The 18398-nt window shown below is 54.9% G+C and carries 16 protein-coding genes; 11 read left to right on the forward strand and 5 right to left on the reverse strand.

Annotated features, from left to right (window positions below):
• Positions 1–10: 10 nt before the first annotated feature.
• The 3 genes from R0137_RS11690 to R0137_RS11700 form a co-directional block, all read right to left on the reverse strand.
• Positions 11–1702: an amidohydrolase family protein gene (locus tag R0137_RS11690; protein WP_407326589.1), complete on the reverse strand. Its 1692-nt coding sequence runs from the start codon at positions 1700–1702 to the stop codon at positions 11–13.
• A gap of 34 nt (positions 1703–1736) precedes the next feature.
• The gene (locus R0137_RS11695) at positions 1737–4115 is read right to left on the reverse strand and encodes a Tex family protein (protein ID WP_407326590.1); all 2379 of its coding nucleotides are present in this window, start codon (positions 4113–4115) and stop codon (positions 1737–1739) included.
• A 121-nt stretch (positions 4116–4236) separates the two neighbouring features.
• On the reverse strand, positions 4237–5859 hold the full coding sequence (locus tag R0137_RS11700) for a diguanylate cyclase domain-containing protein (RefSeq protein ID WP_407326591.1): 1623 nt from the start codon (positions 5857–5859) through the stop codon (positions 4237–4239).
• Between the two features lie 263 nt (positions 5860–6122).
• Between R0137_RS11700 and R0137_RS11705 the strand changes: the two genes are divergently transcribed.
• Positions 6123–6314, forward strand: coding sequence for a Fe-S-cluster oxidoreductase (locus R0137_RS11705; protein ID WP_407330012.1), 192 nt, complete (start codon positions 6123–6125; stop codon positions 6312–6314).
• A gap of 78 nt (positions 6315–6392) precedes the next feature.
• The gene (locus R0137_RS11710; RefSeq protein WP_407326592.1) at positions 6393–7406 is read left to right on the forward strand and encodes a zinc transporter ZntB; all 1014 of its coding nucleotides are present in this window, start codon (positions 6393–6395) and stop codon (positions 7404–7406) included.
• Positions 7407–7429: 23 nt separating this feature from the next.
• Here R0137_RS11710 and R0137_RS11715 read toward each other — a convergent pair whose 3' ends face one another.
• Together R0137_RS11715 and R0137_RS11720 are read right to left on the reverse strand one after the other, a co-directional pair.
• A complete protein-coding gene (locus tag R0137_RS11715; protein ID WP_407326593.1) occupies positions 7430–8278 on the reverse strand; it encodes a TauD/TfdA dioxygenase family protein in 849 nt (282 codons plus the stop codon).
• Between the two features lie 79 nt (positions 8279–8357).
• Positions 8358–9383: a DUF3187 family protein gene (locus R0137_RS11720; protein WP_407326594.1), complete on the reverse strand. Its 1026-nt coding sequence runs from the start codon at positions 9381–9383 to the stop codon at positions 8358–8360.
• On the opposite strand from R0137_RS11720, the gene R0137_RS11725 reads away from it, so the two are divergent.
• The 9 genes from R0137_RS11725 to xdhB all read left to right on the forward strand — a co-directional run bounded on the left by R0137_RS11725 (position 9382) and on the right by xdhB (position 18396).
• Positions 9382–10251 carry an urease accessory protein UreD gene (locus R0137_RS11725; protein ID WP_407326595.1) on the forward strand — a complete coding sequence of 290 codons (870 nt, stop codon included), beginning with the start codon at positions 9382–9384 and terminating at the stop codon, positions 10249–10251. The genes R0137_RS11720 and R0137_RS11725 overlap by 2 nt on opposite strands.
• Positions 10252–10357: 106 nt before the next feature.
• Positions 10358–10672 (forward strand): urease subunit gamma, encoded by a 315-nt coding sequence (gene ureA / locus R0137_RS11730; RefSeq protein WP_407326596.1) that lies wholly within the window; start codon positions 10358–10360, stop codon positions 10670–10672.
• On the forward strand, positions 10669–10974 hold the full coding sequence (locus R0137_RS11735) for an urease subunit beta (protein ID WP_407326597.1): 306 nt from the start codon (positions 10669–10671) through the stop codon (positions 10972–10974). The genes ureA and R0137_RS11735 overlap by 4 nt, the downstream gene beginning before the upstream one ends.
• Positions 10974–12671, forward strand: a complete 1698-nt coding sequence (gene ureC, locus R0137_RS11740; RefSeq protein ID WP_407326598.1) for an urease subunit alpha — start codon at positions 10974–10976, stop codon at positions 12669–12671. Before R0137_RS11735 ends, ureC begins: the two co-directional genes overlap by 1 nt.
• Positions 12672–12682: 11 nt before the next feature.
• Entirely contained in the window at positions 12683–13186 is a 504-nt protein-coding gene (gene ureE, locus R0137_RS11745) for an urease accessory protein UreE (RefSeq protein WP_407326599.1), read from the forward strand.
• Between the two features lie 28 nt (positions 13187–13214).
• Complete coding sequence (locus R0137_RS11750; RefSeq protein ID WP_407326600.1) at positions 13215–13874, forward strand: urease accessory protein UreF; 660 nt, start codon at positions 13215–13217, stop codon at positions 13872–13874.
• Positions 13875–13929: 55 nt separating this feature from the next.
• Positions 13930–14550, forward strand: coding sequence for an urease accessory protein UreG (gene ureG / locus R0137_RS11755; RefSeq protein WP_407326601.1), 621 nt, complete (start codon positions 13930–13932; stop codon positions 14548–14550).
• Positions 14547–16031, forward strand: a complete 1485-nt coding sequence (gene xdhA / locus R0137_RS11760) for a xanthine dehydrogenase small subunit (protein ID WP_407326602.1) — start codon at positions 14547–14549, stop codon at positions 16029–16031. The genes ureG and xdhA overlap by 4 nt, the downstream gene beginning before the upstream one ends.
• Positions 16024–18396, forward strand: coding sequence for a xanthine dehydrogenase molybdopterin binding subunit (gene xdhB, locus R0137_RS11765; protein WP_407326603.1), 2373 nt, complete (start codon positions 16024–16026; stop codon positions 18394–18396). The genes xdhA and xdhB overlap by 8 nt, the downstream gene beginning before the upstream one ends.
• Positions 18397–18398: the final 2 nt, after the last annotated feature.

Below are 18398 nucleotides of genomic sequence, written 5' to 3' on the forward strand. Positions count from 1 at the left end.
AAGGCGTCGCTTAGTTTTTGGCACCTGGGCTGAGGTAGCCTGGGCCACGAACCGCTCTACCAGCGTCCGCGCCTGTGTGCTCTCCATCAGCCACTACGGGTACACCGTTCACCAAAACGTGATCAACACCGGTCGAATAGACATGGGGTTGATCAAAGGTCGCATGGTCAGCCACTCCTTCAGCATCAAACACCACCAAATCAGCGTAAAAGCCTTCTGCAAGCCGGCCACGTTCGACAATACCTAGGGTAGTTGCGGGTAACAGCGTCAAACGCCTCACAGCCTCCTCCAGGCTTATAACTCGTTCTTCGCGCACATAGCGCCCCAGTAATCGTGCGACGTTGCCATAGGCTCGTGGGTGCGCCGCCTGACTAAGCTTGTCTCCTTTGGCAGCTATGGCTTGCGCGTCAGATCCGAACATCATCCACGGCTGGCGTATCTGGGCTTTTAGATTGTCTTCGTTCATAAGGAAGTAAACCGTATCGACTCGTGAACCATCAGCGATCACTAAATCGATAATCGTATCTCGCGGATCCTGGCCTAAGCTTTTGGCCACTTCGGCCACCGTCTTGCCCTGATACTTCTGGAGTTCAGGGTTTCTAAAGCCGATGAGAAGCATTCCTTCGGGGCCCGCAAAGTACCCAAGGTTTTCCCAGTCCTTGGCATTCTGGGCCATCTCCCGCTTGACCCGCTCGCGTACTTCTGGATCTCGGAGACGCTCCGCCCACTGCTCGTAGCCTCCCGCTTGCACCCATGTGGGCATCGCCGCATCCAGACCCGTAGCGCCTGCCGTATAGGTATACATATCGGCGGTAACCTCGCCGCCGCCTGCTGCGTAGGCATTAATACGCGAGATCGCCTCCTCCATTTTTGGCCAGTTAGGCGTGCCCCCAGCTTTCAGGTGATGGATCTTTACGGGTACGCCCGCCTCCCTGCCGATACGAAAAGTTTCTTCAATGGCTTCCAGCAACATGTTCCCTTCACTGCGCATATGCGCCGTGTAAATGCCGTTGTGTCGAGCCGCAACTTCGGACAGCGCTATGAGCTCCGCCGTGTCTGCGAAGGTACCGGGCGCATAGATCAGTGCGGATGTTAAGCCTAATGCTCCGTCAGTCATTGCGCTTCCCACTTGCGCTTGCATAGCGACGAGTTGCTCAGGTGTTGGGGCGACATCATCAGATCCTAGAACATTTACGCGCACCGTCGCCGCCGAAACGAAGGTCGCGAAGTTGACGGAGACGCCGCTTGCCTCGACGTATTCCAAATACTCGTCAACAGAGCTCCAGGGGAGTTCTTCTAAGGAGAGGTTTCTGCTTTGAGCGAACTGCGCACGAGATCGATTGGTCAGGGGCGCTAAAGATACTTCACTGAGCACCTCAAAGGTGACGCCCTGCAGTACATCACTCATAGCTCGACCGTCATCAATGAGGGATGTATGTGCGTGACTAAGCAAGTTGAAGAACCCCGGGGCTACGGCCCTGCCTTCTGCGTTGATTTCGATGCCGGCCGATTGGCCGTCTAACTCACCGATGAAGGCGATACGATCCCCTTCGACGCCGATATCGGCCTCGTATGCTGCGCCACCACTGCCATCGTAGATGGTCCCGTTACGCACGATCACGTCGTATTCGGAAGCCTGACTTATCCACGACATGACGGAGGCGATACATACCATCGCCAATTGCACTAATGACCGACTCATTGAAACGCCTTTATCAGACTCAGTAGTTGCTGTGTTAGCCACCTTGGTCGTTTTTCAGCGCTTTGGCAAACGCGTTTGCCAAAGCCCCACTTGGCTTCGCTTGGGTGTTAGGCGACCGGGTTGTTCCCCTGCTCCGATCACCCTGCTTTTTATCTTGGGAGCGAGCAGACCTTGGCGTTGGCTTAGACCTTCGCCCGCCAGATTTTTCCCTGCCACCCTCAGCTTCAAGCTTGTCTTTCGCACTATCGCTCAAGCGCATACTCAATCCGATCCGTTGTCTCGTCACATCCAGCGCCATCACTTTGACTTTTACTATGTCGCCTGCCTTTGCCGCGTCTCGGGGGTCCTTCACAAACTTCTCCGACATGGCCGAGATGTGTACCAAGCCGTCCTGGTGAACGCCGACATCTACAAACGCACCGAAGCTTGTAACGTTGGTCACAGTACCCTCGAGCACCATGTCGAGCTCCAGGTCGGTGATTTTTTCTACACCGTCCTGAAGCCTAGCCGTTTTGAACTCAGGTCTCGGGTCGCGGCCTGGTTTTTCCAGTTCTCGCAGAATGTCGGTCACCGTCGGTAGACCTACCTGCTCGCTAACGTACTGCTGCGCGTTCACCGCTCTGAGAAAGGGGCTATCGGCGATGAGGCTTTGGAGTTCACGGCCGTTTTCCTTGGCTATTGCTTCCACAACCGGGTAGGACTCGGGATGCACGGCTGAACGATCCAAGGGGTTCACTCCATCCATTACTCGCAGAAAACCGGCGGACTGCTGAAAGGTCTTGGCCCCCATCCCCGGAACATCCAGTAACGCTTTGCGGCTGGAGAAGCGCCCTTTGGCGTCGCGCAAAGCGACAATATTGTCGGCGACGCGAGCACTCAAGCCAGATACCCGTGCGAGTAAAGGGCTCGATGCGGTATTGATGTCTACGCCGACCGCATTTACGCAGTCCTCAACAACAGTATTGAGCTGTCTGCCGAGCTGCAGCTGGCTTACATCATGTTGGTATTGCCCTACGCCTATGGATTGCGGATCGATTTTCACAAGCTCGGCCAAGGGGTCCTGGAGGCGTCGCGCGATGGAGACTGCCCCGCGGATGGTTACGTCCACGTTGGGAAATTCTTTTGCGGCGAGCTCTGACGCTGAATAGATGGATGCGCCCGCCTCGTTCACAATGACACGCCTCACCGACAATTGTGGCTTGCTCGCGAGCATTTCTGCGACGAAGCGATCCGTCTCGCGACTGCCCGTCCCGTTGCCAATACTGATCAATTGCACGCCGTGCCGTTCGATCATAGCCAATAGCGTAGCTGCTGCTTCCTGGGTTTTATTCTGTGGCGGAGTGGGGTAAATGGTCGCCTGATCCACCAGTTTCCCCGTTGCATCTACTGTAGCTACCTTAACGCCGGTGCGTAGTCCCGGGTCGAGACCTATCGTTACCTGCGGTCCGGCCGGGGCGGCGAGTAAAAGATCCTTCAAATTGCTAGCAAAGACTCCGATGGCTTCTGTTTCTGCTTTTTCGCGCAACAGCATCAAAAGATCGCTTTGTATGTGAACCGACAACTTAACCGACCAAGTCCATCGAACAACCTCAGATAACCATTTATCAGCAGGCCGTTTTTGATCTTGAATGTGCCAATGCTTGGCAATCATTCCTTGGCAGGGGTGCACATCGGCACTGTTTTCATCGGGTGTCAGCCGTAAGTCCAGCATGAGGATGCCTTCGTTCCGTCCGCGAAACATCGCCAGGGCACGATGAGATGGCACAGACTGCAGAACTTCGGTGTGCTCAAAATAATCACTAAACTTCGCACCCTCCTCTTCCTTGCCGGGTACCACGCGCGCCGCCAGTAAACCCTGGGAACTGAGAAATCGACGGAGGCTGTCCAGTAAATCAGCGTCTTCTGCAAAGCGCTCCATTAAGATTTGCTTTGCCCCGTCGAGGGCCGCTTTGGGAGTATCAAATCCTGCGTCCGCTGCCAGATAGCCCTGTGCGGTAAGCTCGGGGGCTAACTGAGGGTTTTCTAGCAGGGCGTTTGCCAGAGGCTCAAGACCTGCGTCACGAGCGATCATGGCCTTAGTGCGGCGTTTTTGTTTGTAGGGAATGTAAAGATCTTCGAGTCGGCTTTTGGTGTCAGCGCTTCGGATCGAAGCCTCTAAGGCGGCCGTCAACTTTCCCTGATCTTCCACGCTTTTCAGTATGACTTCGCGCCGTTCTGCGAGCTCTCGGAGATAGCGAAGCCGTTCTTCTAAATGGCGCATTTGTGTGTCATCGAGGCCGCCGGTCAACTCTTTTCGATACCTAGAGATAAAGGGTACGGTGGCGCCATCGTCAAGCAGTGTGACAGCAGCCGTCGCCTGATTTAGGCCAATACTGAGTTCAGAAGCTAAGAGCGCAGCAACAGGTTGGTTCATGACTTTGGGTAGATCCTTAACAGCGGGTGAGCGGCAAAGCGCGCCGCATTATGAGCGGGAGAAATCAAACACTCCAGTGTTGAATGGACTTCAGCGAGCCTGATAGAGAGGCATGCAGCGCTTAGGCGTTTGCAGTCTTTTTGGACAGCGCTTTCTCTGCATACATTCGTTGATCTGCATGCGCCAAGAGCGCTTCCGGCGTGGTGCCATCGTCAGGATAGAGTGCTACGCCAATACTGACACTGGTCTGATATTCACCGTGGTCCAAATGCAGAGGTTTCTGCATACGTGCCGCGATACCCATGGCCGCCACTCGCGCATCAGCGCGGCCAGCTAACTCCCATAGGATGACCGCAAACTCGTCCCCCCCCAAGCGGGCTGCCACGTCCGAGTTTCTGCAGGACTTTACAAGGCGCTCTCCAATGGCGATGAGGACTTTGTCACCAGACGCGTGGCCATGGGTATCGTTAAGGGCCTTGAATTCATTAACGTCGATATACACCACTCCCATGGGGCGTTTGTTTCGCTCCGCGAGGCTTATTGCTCTAAACAAGTTGCGATCGAATTCACCGCGGTTAACCAGGCCCGTTAAATCATCGGAGCGCGCAGAAGTCTTTAGCTCCTCCAGGCGAACCCTGTTGCCTGAGAACTGCAGTGCTATTAACCACGAAATCGTTAAGATCAAAAGTCCGAGAAGTACCTTAGACGTTCTTGGGAGCATGCGGTTTGCGGCGAGAATACTGTCGAGTTGTACCGTCGGTATGTGGGATAAGACGATCCAACCTCCTTCCGCACCACTTCCGGGTTTCGGTACCGTCCAAGCTACGGGGTTGACGGACGGTCGCTCGCCAAGCCGGGCTGGAAGTAGCACGCGATAACTAAACAGACCGTTCTCTGTTCGGAACACACCCGCCGTACTCGTACCGATCTGTTCCCACTCTTGGGGCATCCGCGTCGCGAAGCTCAGATCATCGACAGAATTCAGGACGTAATCCTCAGGTTGAAAACCAGCAGACTCCATTAGCCATCGGCCACGAGCACTGAGAATATTTGCATTACCTCTCGCTACCTTTCCCGAAGCAAACAAACGATCAAGTAAGACACGCGCCTTATAATTGATAATCGCGATGCCTACCTTATTGTCTTGAGAGTCATAAACAGGCATTGCCAATCGAATGACTGGCTTAAGTGGGTATTCCAGGACTCCTCGCTCTCTATTGAACTCCACTGGCACGATGAGAACTCTGCCGCGCTCCACTTCCTTCGCCCGCTGAAAGTAATCGCGCGCTGATTTGTCCTGTAAGCCTTCTATTCCGACGATCTTGGAGCCATCGCGGGTGGAGTCGATTCTCACGACCTCTTTACCCGTCATGTCTAGATACCGTAATTGGTCGAAAACCGGATGTGTTTCAGAAAAATCCAGCAGCGTCCTCGCGATTCGCTCAACGGGGGTGGATTCCGCAAGATTCCGTTCAATGAGCAGCACCAAATATTGCAAACTGGCCGTGGTAGAAAAGAGGGCTTGCTGAACTGTCCGTGACATGGAAGCGGCTGCTTGCTGCTCTTCTTTCTCTAGGGACTTTAACAGGGCTTGTTCGGAGCGTTGGTCACCATAACGAATTACGCCAAACACGAGCACGCTAAACACGACCATCGCCAAGGGTAAAACCTTGGCGAATACGCGCATTTCTCGGCGATCAGGCAGGAGGTATTGGCTGATCTTGACGTTATTAGAGTTATCCACGGTTGACCCGAGTTAGTCTATCAGTCGGACAGCATGTCCGATTCTTTGCACAGCGACGTTACTGCGCAGAACGGCCGTTACTCTGCTGAATGTTCAGTCCATAATCAAGCGTCGGGAGTAGTTAAATTTGCCGATGCATGGCAGCTCGTTTGCAGCGCAAAATGAGCAAAATAAGAGTAAAAAAGTATGAAGAGTTTGTGATCTGTCGAAGGGGCTGCGGTGCTTGTTGCATTGCGCCCTCTATCTCCTCCCCGCTTCCGGGCATGCCTAGGGGCAAGCCCGCGGGGATTGCCTGTATCAATCTCGATGCGCAGACCAACAGCTGTAAAATTTGGGGAACCCTCGAGTACCCCAGTGTGTGTCGAGACTTCAGTCCTCATGATGAGGTCTGTGGAGACTCCCGGGAACAAGCTATTTCGTTGATCAGATCCCTGGAAATTAAGACAGCGCAGTGATTGGGACTAGGCGCGCTTGCGCGGTGGTGAAGCACACTGCATTATCGATCGGTGTTTCCCCTGTGAACTGGTGTAGCAATGTCGGATGTCCGACCAGCGCAAGATCATCCCTCTGATTCCACGCCACCTGAGGGCCTGGTCCACGCGCTACTTTTGGATGGCACAGGTGCTTGCAGTCCCTACGATTGGTCGATGGTTGGTGACTGGACTCCTGATGAAGGCAGTCTCTGGCTGCATTTTGATTTCGAGGACGAAAGCGCACAGAACTGGCTAAGAAATGAGAGCGGCCTGAACGATATCGCGTTTAGCTCTCTCACCAATGCGGAGACGCGGCCGCGGGCCCTGAACCGTGGAGACAATCTTCTACTGACCTTACGGGGTATCAATATGAACCCCGGTCAGGAGCCCGATGACATGGTTTCTCTGCGGATCTGGACCAATGGTACGAAGCTGATCAGTACACGTCGCCGCAATCTGATCTCGACTGATGATGTATTGGATGAGCTCGATGCAGGCAACGGCCCGAGGAACACCGTAGAGCTTCTTGTAGTGTGGACGGAGCGGATTACGGGACGCATGACCGACACTATTGAGGGCTTTGAAGACAATGTGCTGGTAATAGAGGAGCGTCTCCTCAGCGGCGAAACGACAGGCATCAGAACAGAGCTTGCTGCATTGCGAAAACAAATCATCTCGGTGCGGCGCTACCTCTCTCCCCAGCGAGAAGCAATGAACCGCTTAGTTGCAGAAAACCTTAGTTGGTTGGATGACCTTAATCGTCTACGACTTAGAGAGATCAATGACCGTCTCATTCGCCATATTGAAGACATGGATGAGGTCAGAGATCGGGCCGTTCTCGCACAGGAAGAACTAGCGAGCCGCATCGCGGAACAAATGAACGCGCGTAGCTATCTGTTCACTGTCGCTGCCGTGATATTTCTCCCACTGGGGTTCCTAACGGGCCTCATGGGAATCAACGTTGGAGGGATGCCCGGCATCGACAACGACAACGCGTTCTGGATTGTGGTCCTTCTTAGCGCTCTAGTCGGCATTGGATTGACCTTGATCTTTAAAATGCGCCGTTGGCTTTAGCGAACCGCTAAAATCCTTGGCGCTTAGAGCCCCCCTGCCCCGATCGTTGTTCGATGCAAAAGACGGTCGTGCCCATCGTATCCCCCCGTGGCGCGATGAAGAAGACAGCGGTTGTCCCACATAATCAACATGCCCTCTTCCCACTCGTGCGTATATAGGTTCTCGTCTCTGGTCTGCCACGCGTAAAGCTCCATCATCAGCTCTACGGCTTGTTCGTCGGACATACCTTCAATGCCGATGATGTAACCCAGGCAGCTGTACAAGGAAGCGCGGCCGGTTTCGCTATGTCGGCGGATTAAAGGGTGAGTCTGCACCGCTTCCGCCTCTGGTGACGGGCGGATATCCATGCTGCGATCACTCGCCGCGTCGTTTTCACCATACATGCCATCGGGCGCGTAGCCCGCTTTTGCAGAGTGAATGGCAACGAGACCTTCGATCCGCTGACGCAACTCGGTAGGCAGCGTGTCCAAGGCTTTGTGCTGGTTGGCAAAAAGGGTTTCTCCACCTTTTGGCGGAATAGTAATGCCGTACAGGCAGGTGCCTATGGGAGGCGTAACCTGAAAACTCCAGTCGCTGTGCCAAGCTTCCGCGAACAACGGCGCTTGCTCATCCGCCCGTCGCTCTATCGCGATAACATGCTCGCGGCCCGCTATGGGGGCAATGAAGGGATCTTCTCCAAAAGGACCAAAATATTGGGTAAAGCGCTCAAGATCATCATCCCTTAGCGTTTGCTCGGGGAATGCCAATACGTGGTGCTCCAGCCAGGCACCGCGTAGCGCTTTTATCGTGTCATCTGATAATGGACGAGAAAGATCTACACCTGTGACACGCGCCCCGCATGCCTGACCCGAGGGTTCAACACTGATGCTCATAGTGATATCTATCCTTATTATATTTCTGTGGTTTGGAGTCTAGCAGCGTAACTCTCAGGTTGCTCGCCGAGTAAAGGGCTCAAAATGAATGCGATAGTGCGAATCTAAAACTGACGTCTGGCGCACTCCCCACCGCCAAGTCCTCTACAAACTGCGCATCGATCAACCAGCGCTCTAGCGGCTGCCAGCGTAAGCCCAAAGTCCCCCATACGGGTGGGCCGTTCTTCCGAAGCACCTGCGCATCGTAGACAGCGCCATGGCTATCCACCTGGGCTAGAAGCGCGAGGGAGTCAGCGAATTGCCAGCCAATACTGAGCCCGGCAAATGGCGTAACGGTGTCGGCCTTGGGATCAAAGCCAATCCCGCCCACCTCAGTAAAGCCTGCTTGAACATGACAGCTTAGCAGAGCAGAAAAACAGCTTTGCCAGGACCAGCGGACGCCAAGAGACGCGCCAGAATCACCACTGCCCGAGAAATCCTCCGCGGAGCCTGTGTCAAACTTGTACTGCGCAAGCGCACCAAGAGTCCATGTCTCCGCCGCAATCAGTTCGACGTTGATACCCAGCTCAATATCACCAATGCTCGAGCGCTCAGACTGAAACTCAAAGCCAGAAGAACCCGAGTAGGCATACCGTAGCCTATTGTCTTCTTGCACGCCGCGGGGGCCATCGGGCATACCCCAGAAGGCGTGCCATCCGTCTATCAGTCCATCAAGCTTGCCAGCGCTGTGACTGACATAGGGTACATTCAAAGAAACAGCGACTCCTTTGCCCAACCCCCTTTGGATGCGAAAATCATGGCGGCGTGTTTCACCATCAAGTTCTAGAGATCGGCCGGTGCTGCTCTCGCGCACCGAGTGGCTGGCCCAATGCAGCGTCCAATCTAGATCCCAGACTCCCGCTTCCAGCGAGGCAGCACTCACCAAAACGGGGATACCAAGGTTTGCGTATAGCGGTGACAAATTTCGACTGGCGATAGGTCCGGTAAGAGCCTCATCACTCAGCGCTGGAGATGCCGTGAAAGCCGCAAAAGACACGGCCGCAGAGTACGCGGTGTGCGAGGTGTAGCGCCAAAATCTCGGGCAATGCGGTAAGGTAGACATCATGCTCTTAGAAACCCTGAAAACCGCAGTGGAGTCTAGCAAGCCTCTCCGTCAGTGGCGCGCTCGCCTCGACCTTTCTTTTAAGGAAAGTGACGGGCGAACGCGCTTTCAACACTGCTCACACGAAGGGCCCCTGCGAGTACAGCGGCTGTTTTATCCGGAGGTGGCAGGTAAAGCTCACTGCTATTTACTCCATCCTCCTGGAGGCGTAGTGCTTGGCGATGAGTTGCAGATCAACATCCAGGTGCATAGCGGTAGCGCACTGGTAACCACCCCTGCAGCAGGGCGTTTTTATACGGTGGATGAACATCCGGAAGCGCAACGTCAAACCGTGAATCTCTCTGTCGACGAAGCCTGCTTGGAATGGTTACCTCAAGAAACTATTCTGTTTAACGGCGTCAATGCAGAGCTGGAAACCCGCATAGAGCTGGGCGCCGAGTCAAGGCTCGTGTTTTGGGACGTGGTAGTGCTGGGGCGCCCCGCCTGCGGTGAGGATTTCTCTAGCGGTCGCCTCAAACAGCAATTGGAAGTGTACCGAGAGAATACGCCGCTGCTTATTGAGCGCCTGGCTTTTACAGCCAGAGATCGTGTGAGCCGGTCGCAAATGGGAATGCAAGAGCAAAGTACCGTAGGCGTCATGGTGCTCACGGATGATGCCGACGCTGAGCTGCTCGAGCAGTGGCTGAAAAGCGTGAATCATAAGCTAAACGAGGGTGAATTTACGGTGACTCAGCGCTCGGGGCTTGTCATAGCGAGATACCTGGGGGATGACGCCATACGTTGTCGCCAAGGTTTCGCGCAGCTCTGGATAAACATCACTGAAGAGTCGCTAGGCGTAACGCCCGCAATACCTCGCATATGGCATACATGATGCTTCCTGATATTTAAGGGGCCTGTATAGCTCTTACTCGAAGCACTTGCTCCTCGTTAAGGCTGTGCCTATGCTCTTGCGAATGCCGCTGAATTAAGGATTTGGGATGGAACTAAGCCCCCGAGAGAAAGACAAGCTGTTGCTGTTCACCGCCGCCCTACTCGCTGAGCGGCGGCGGGACCGCGGGGTGAAGCTTAACTATCCAGAGGCCCAAGCACTTATTAGTGCCGCGATACTGGAGGGCGCTCGCGATGGACGCACCGTCGCAGAGTTAATGAGCTTCGGACGCACCATTTTGACGCGCGATGAGGTTATGGAGGGCGTGGCAGAGATGATTCAGGAAGTGCAGGTAGAAGCTACGTTTCCCGATGGCACCAAACTGGTCACGGTACACGACCCGATTGCTGGGGCTGCCTCATGATTCCCGGGGAAATGATTACCGCTGATGGGGAACTCAGCATAAATGAAGGACGTGAGCTCATAAGCGCCGCTGTGGTGAACAGCGGAGATCGCCCTGTTCAAGTGGGTTCTCACTATCACTTTGCCGAAAGTAACCCCGCTTTGTTATTCGATAGAGAAGCGGCGCGAGGTTTTCGGCTCAATATCGCTGCGGGCACCGCGGTACGTTTTGAACCGGGCCAAAAGCGCGAAGTGGAATTAGTCGCTCTCGCGGGTAAACGCAGAGTCTATGGCTTTCGCGGCGAAGTGATGGGAGACCTTTGATGCGCAAGATCAGTCGTAGTGACTACGCAAGCATGTTCGGCCCCACCGTCGGTGATAGGGTACGACTTGCAGACTCTGAGCTATTCATCGAAGTAGAAAAAGACCACACGATTTACGGCGAAGAAGTAAAGTTTGGTGGCGGAAAAGTCATCCGTGACGGCATGGGTCAATCCCAGGTGAGTTGCGCTGAATCTCCCGACACGGTGATTACCAACGCCTTGATTCTAGACTATTGGGGTGTAGTGAAAGCGGATGTCGCCATTACCGCCGGACGCATCAGCGGCATCGGCAAAGCAGGCAATCCCGACGTTCAACCCGGGGTTGATTTCCCCATAGGGCCCGGCACAGAAATCATCGCTGGCGAAGGTCAGATACTGACTGCGGGTGGCATAGATGCGCACATCCACTTTATATGCCCCCAGCAAATAGAAGAAGCGCTGATGAGCGGCGTCACTACCATGCTCGGCGGCGGCACGGGCCCGGCCACAGGTACCAATGCAACAACTTGCACACCCGGTCCCTGGCATATTGGCAAGATGCTCCAAAGCGCTGAATCGTTTCCAATGAACCTTGGCTTCTTGGGTAAAGGCAACGCCAGCCTTCCCATAGCACTGGAGGAGCAGCTTCGTGCTGGCGCGCTGGGTCTAAAGCTCCATGAGGACTGGGGAACGACTCCCGCGTCCATAGACAACTGTCTAAGTGTTGCGGAACGCTTTGATGTGCAGGTCGCTATTCACACCGACACGCTGAATGAATCGGGCTTTGTAGAAGACACCATCGCAGCGTTTAAGGGCAGGACAATCCACACCTACCACACGGAAGGGGCTGGAGGTGGTCACGCCCCGGACATTATCAAAGCCTGCGGTTTGCCCAACGTACTCCCCTCCTCCACGAATCCTACTCGTCCATACACGATTAACACCGTGGACGAGCATCTCGATATGCTGATGGTCTGCCACCATCTGGATCCATCCATTCCCGAGGACGTAGCCTTCGCGGATTCTCGTATTCGGAAAGAAACTATCGCGGCCGAGGATATCCTTCATGACCTTGGCGCATTCTCAATCATCTCCTCCGACTCTCAAGCTATGGGTCGTGTGGGTGAGGTCATCTGTCGAACCTGGCAGACAGCCAGCAAGATGAAGTCTCAGCGTGGTTCTTTGGGCTCAGGTGCGGCGGATAACTTCCGCGCCATGCGTTACATCGCCAAATACACCATCAATCCAGCGCTCGCCCATGGCATCGCGCATGAGGTGGGTTCTGTAGAGGTGGGCAAACTTGCTGATCTGTGCCTGTGGAAGCCGGCGTTCTTCGGTGTAAAGCCCGCGCTCATTATCAAGGGTGGGGCTATCGCCGCGGCTCCCATGGGGGACCCCAATGCATCGATCCCCACCCCTCAGCCAGTACATTACCGCCCCATGTTTGGAGCTTTTGGTAAGGCCAGCCATGCCACGAACGTCAGTTTTGTCAGTGGTGCCTCCATTGAGGCGGGTATAAGTGAGTCACTCGGCCTCGACCGGCGGCTCGTAGCTGTCAAGGACTGCCGCACTGTTACGAAGGCAGATATGCGCCTCAACGACTATCAGCCTCACATGGAGGTTGATCCTCAGACCTATGAAGTGCGCGCCGATGGCGAACTGCTTACCTGTGAGCCAGCAAGTGTGCTGCCCATGGCGCAGCGTTACTTTCTTTTCTAGGAACCCCTTGGATGGATGAAATGATGCTTGAGGCCTACCATCATGCCACCGCTTTTGACGGCACCTGGCAGGATGAAGTGCATTTGGTGTTTTCAGAGAGAGAGAAATCTCGCTACCGCACGACGACGGAGCGCGGTCAGGAGCTGGGATGGTTTCTGCCTAGAGGCATTGTCCTGGGAGATGGCGACGCTTTGGTCTGTGATAACAAGGAGATCATATTGATACGGGCGGCTAGTGAATCCCTTACGGAAGCTTACACCGATAACGGGCATCTGCTGCTGCGTGCTGCCTATCACTTAGGTAACCGCCATGTAAGCTTACAGATCCTTCCCGGTGCCCTGCGCTTCCCGAGAGACCATGTTCTGGAAGAAATGCTTAAAGGATTGGGCTTAGAGGTGCGTGCGGTTGATGACTCGTTTACACCTGAGTCAGGTGCCTACGCGGGCGTCACGCACAGCCACGAAGCCGATCATGAGCACAAGCATGGCCATGCGCACTCCCATTCACACGGCTAGAGTGCCCAAGGCGCATTAAGCGATCTTCATGACCCACTCACAATTACACCTGCTACATCTCTCTAGCCCAGCTTTGCCTGTTGGTGCCTATGCCTACTCGCAAGGCCTGGAATACGCAATTGAAGCGGGCTGGTTGGACGACGAAGAGTTATCAAACTGGTTAAGCGACGGACTGATGCTGGGGATCGCCCAGCTAGATCTGCCGGTTCTTTTGCGGGCACTTGACGCGTTAAAAGCGGCCAACCTCACCGCGCTTAATCTCTGGAACGATCGAATTCTGGCTAGTCGGGAGACGGCAGAGTTACTTCTTGAGGATCAGCAAATAGGAGCGGCGCTGTGGCGCTTGCTCGAAACTTTGGACACAAGGACTCCCCCTGCCCTCACCCAGCGTCCCGCTTACGCCGTGGCCTTTGCTATCGCTGTCCACCAATGGGAAATAGACGAGGATGCTGCGGTTCAAGGCTACGCTTACAGCTGGCTAGAAAACCAGGTAACAGCAGCAACCAAGCTAGTACCATTGGGTCAGACTGCTGCGCAGCGTCTTTTGCTGCAGTTAATGAAGCTGATCCCTGAGGCCTGTACTCACGCCAAGACAGTTGCGGATGATGAGCTGGGCTTGAGCTTACCGGGGCTTGCGATGGCCTCCTGCCGCCACGAGCGACAGCACACACGTTTGTTTCGGTCGTAAAAGATGACGATTGAGCGTGTTTTCACCAAACTTATTGCCAAAAGGAAATTGAAACATGAGTAAACCTGCGCTTCGAGTAGGTATCGGCGGCCCTGTAGGCTCCGGTAAAACCGCTTTAGTGCGTTTGCTGTGTCAGCACCTCCGAGATCGCTACAGCATTGGTGTTATCACCAACGATATTTATACCCGTGAGGATGCCGAATTTTTGCTCCGTCACGACGCCTTGGAAGGCGACCGCATTCTGGGCGTAGAGACGGGTGGCTGCCCTCACACCGCCATCAGAGAAGATGCGTCGATGAACCTCGCGGCAGTTGATGAACTTCAAGGACGCTTTACCGATCTTGATGTGCTGTTCATCGAAAGCGGCGGAGACAACCTGGCAGCGACGTTCAGTCCGGAACTCTCAGACCTCACGCTGTATGTGATCGATGTATCCGCTGGAGACAAGATTCCACGCAAGGGAGGCCCCGGTATTACCAAGTCTGATCTCCTGATTATCAATAAGATTGATCTGGCACCGCTCGTGGGGGCCGATCTTGATGTCATGGATCGCGATGCTAGAAAGATGCGCGGAGAAAGACCCTTCGAGTTTACGAACTTAAAGAGCGGGCACGGTCTTCAGGCTGTCATCGATTTCATCGAGAATCGCGGCATGCTCAGCGAGGGTGGTCAGTGATTCGGTTTTTGCACCAGCAGCGAGAAGTCGCGCTTGAGAACGTCCGTGCTGACACAAGCGTGCTGGATTACCTGCGGGAGTACCGGGGACTCACGGGTACCAAAGAGGGCTGCGCTTCGGGTGATTGCGGCGCCTGTACCGTGGTCGTGGCTAAAGCGGCTGAGAGCGGTCTCGAGTACACGCCCATTAACGCCTGTATTGCCCCTCTGGGAAGTCTTCATGGCACAGAGCTGATTAGCGTTGAAGATCTTAGGGATGGCGACAACTGGCACCCGGTGCAAAAGGCAATGATTGAGTGCCATGCCTCGCAATGCGGTTTCTGCACGCCCGGGTTTGTGATGTCACTGTTCGCGCTGTACCACGCTACTACTGATGTCGATGCGGTCGTCGATCGCGAAGAAATACTTGAGGCTCTTGGCGGAAACCTGTGCCGCTGTACGGGCTATCGTCCGATCATCGACGCGGCGGAGCAGGCCCTCGCTGAAAACGCCAAAGACCAGTTCTCACGGCGAGCGCAGGCCACCTTGGATCAGCTGCGCGCACTCCAAGACACCGAGAGCGAAACAGCGGCTCTGGAGACGGAGCATGGACACTACTATCGGCCTCGTGATGCCGCCCATGTGGCGAGCTTACTGGCTGAGCATCCCGATGCTCGGCTTGTTGCGGGAGGCACTGATCTATTTTTGGAAAGTACCCAAGCTCTAACGCCGCTAGCTGTTCTAATCGACATCGCCGCAGTACCAGGCCTGCATGCAGTGAAAGTGGGTAAGGACGAGCTTAGTTTTGGAGCGGCGGTTACCCATCGCGCTGCACAAGACGCAGTTCTCAAAGATTATCCGGAGCTTCAGGAACTGATTCAGCGCTTCGGATCCCTGCAGATCCGCTCTCAGGGCACCATCGCTGGCAACATTGCAAATGCCTCCCCTATCGGAGATTGGCCACCGGTGTTTTTGGCCTTGGGTGGAAGTATCGAGCTCCACTCCAAGAGTGGAATTCGAGAAATCTCTATCGATGACTTTTTCCTCGACTATCGCAAAACCTTACGAGAGCCGGGTGAATTTATCGCGACGGCGAAACTGCCGCGCCGCCAAGCGCGGATATTCTTGCGCGCCTACAAGATCTCCAAACGCTTTGAAGACGACATTTCATCGGTGTGCGCAGTGTTCGCCTTGGAAGTGGATAAGGATCGTATCGTTTCAGCCAAAGCCGCCTTTGGCGGTATGGCCGCCATCCCCAAGCGCGGGAAAGCAGTGGAGTCCGCGCTGACAGGAATAAACCTTCTTACTGACAACATAGAAGCAGCAATAGCCGCTGTTTCAATAGATTTTCAGCCTATTACTGACGCCCGCGCGTCTGCCGACTATCGCTTAATCGTCGCCCAGCGGCTTCTCGAGCGTCTGCAACAGGAGTATCGCGGGGATACCGCGACAAGGGTTCACGGCGAGTCGGAACTCATAGCGCGAGTAAGCAGCCATGCCTGAGGTTAATGAGAGCAATACCGTCGCAAACAACGTGCCGCCAACAACACCGTCAACAACACCGGCAGGTTCAGCTGGTCAGGGGGTCGCCCACGAGAGCGCGGCTAGACACGTCTCCGGTGAAGCTGTGTATGTCGACGACATGATGGCTCCCTCGGGAACACTCCATGCGTATGTTGGTCTGTCGACCGTCGCCCACGGCGTTGTGTCCAGCATGTCCCTGGCTGCGGTGAAAAACGCTGAGGGAGTGGTTGATGTAATCACACGAGACGACATCCCGGGCATTGTGGATATTGGCCCTGTGTTCCCCGGTGATCCACTTATGGTTGGTGTAGACGACACCGTGGAGTTTCACGGCCAGGTGTTGTTTGCGGTTGCTGCAACCAGCTACGCCGCTGCCCGCCGGGCTGCGCGCTTGGCGAAGATTGAATACGCCACCCTCCCCGCTCACTTGACTATCGAAGAAGGACTAGCGGCAGAGAGCTTTGTACGTCCTGCGCATTATCAGAGCAGAGGCAATGCACAAGAAGGACTGCGTGCTGCCGACCAGCGCCTTCAGGGCGAACTACAGATCGGCGGGCAGGAGCAAATGTACCTCGAAGGTCAGGCATCCCTGTGTGTTCCCGAAGAGGATGGCGGCATGCTCGTTTATTCCTCAACGCAAAACCCGACCGAGGGCCAAAAATTGGTGGCCGAGGTGCTGAGTGTCGATCTCCACAAAGTCACCGTGGACACCCGGCGTATGGGAGGTGCTTTTGGTGGCAAGGAAACCCATGCGAACCAATGGGCCTGTTTAGCGGCCATACTGGCGCGTCGCACGGGCCGCGCGGTCAAGCTCCGCCTCGCTCGGGGTGACGATATGCGCGCCACCGGGAAACGCCATCATTTTCTCAGTCGCTACGACGTAGGCTTTGACAAGCAGGGGCGGATTCAGGCCCTGGATCTTATGCTTGCCGGCGGCTGCGGTATGTCTCCGGACCTTTCCGACGCCATTGTAGATCGAGCCATGTTTCATAGTGACAATGCGTACTACCTGCCCCAGGTCGCAATCGCAGGCCACCGCGTGAAAACAAATACCGTTTCCAACACGGCTTTCCGCGGTTTTGGCGGCCCTCAGGGGATGGTCGCTATAGAGGACATAATCGACGCTGTTGCTCGTTCCACGGGCCGGGATCCACTGGATGTACGCAAGAGTAATTTGTACAGCGCTGAGGACAACCGAGACGTCACCCATTATGGGCAAACGATTGAACAACACGTTTTGCCGATGCTTTTGGACCGGCTTGAGGAGACTTCTGATTATCGAGCTCGCCGGGAGTCCATTCGCACTTTTAATGCCAGTAACAGCGTTCTCAAAAAAGGCATTGCTCTAACCCCCGTAAAGTTCGGCATATCCTTCACCGTGCAGCATCTCAATCAGGCAGGTGCCCTGATACACGTCTATACCGACGGAAGTGTTCAGCTGAATCACGGTGGCACCGAGATGGGCCAGGGCCTGTACACCAAGGTCGCACAGGTCGTCGCGCAAGAACTGCAGATCGATATCGCAAACATTCGCTGTACAGCTACACGAACTGACAAAGTACCTAACACATCCCCCACCGCCGCCTCCTCTGGCAGTGACATCAACGGTATGGCTGCGCTCGACGCGGCCAGGACACTACGTCAGCGGCTTGTTGCTTTTGCCTGCGAACACTTCTCTGTCGCAGAAGATGCGGTGGTTTTTTTGCCTAATCAAGTCAGCGTCGGAGAGCAGGTTTTCACTTTCGCCCAGTTTGTGAATCTTGCTTATCACCAGCGTATTTCACTCTCCGCAACCGGCTTTTACCGCACGCCCAAGATTCACTATGATCGTGAAACGGCGAGCGGACGGCCTTTCTATTACTTTGCCAACGGCGCCGCCGTTTCTGAAGTTGTCATCGACACACTCACAGGCGAGTATCGAGTCGAGCGGGTGGACATTTGTCACGACGTAGGAAACTCTCTAAACCCTGCTATAGACATCGGTCAGATTGAAGGTGGATTCATACAGGGCATGGGTTGGCTTACCAGTGAGGAGCTTTCCTGGGATGCCAGTGGACGTCTCACAACGGTCGGTCCCGCCACCTATAAGATACCGGCCATTGGTGATACACCGCCGATTTTCAATGTCGAGCTCCTTCCCGATAGTCCCAATGCCGAAGCAACGATTTTCCGCTCCAAAGCGGTGGGAGAGCCACCGTTAATGCTGGCGATTTCCGTATGGTCAGCTCTTCGCGACGCCATCTCTAGCATGGCGGACTACCGCGTACACCCAAAACTTGATACTCCCGCAACGCCTGAACGAGTGCTAATGGCCTGCGAGAGTCTACGCTCGGAGTCTTCTTAGTT

It is taken from the genome of Congregibacter brevis (assembly GCF_045689245.1).
Taxonomy (GTDB): domain Bacteria; phylum Pseudomonadota; class Gammaproteobacteria; order Pseudomonadales; family Halieaceae; genus Congregibacter; species Congregibacter brevis.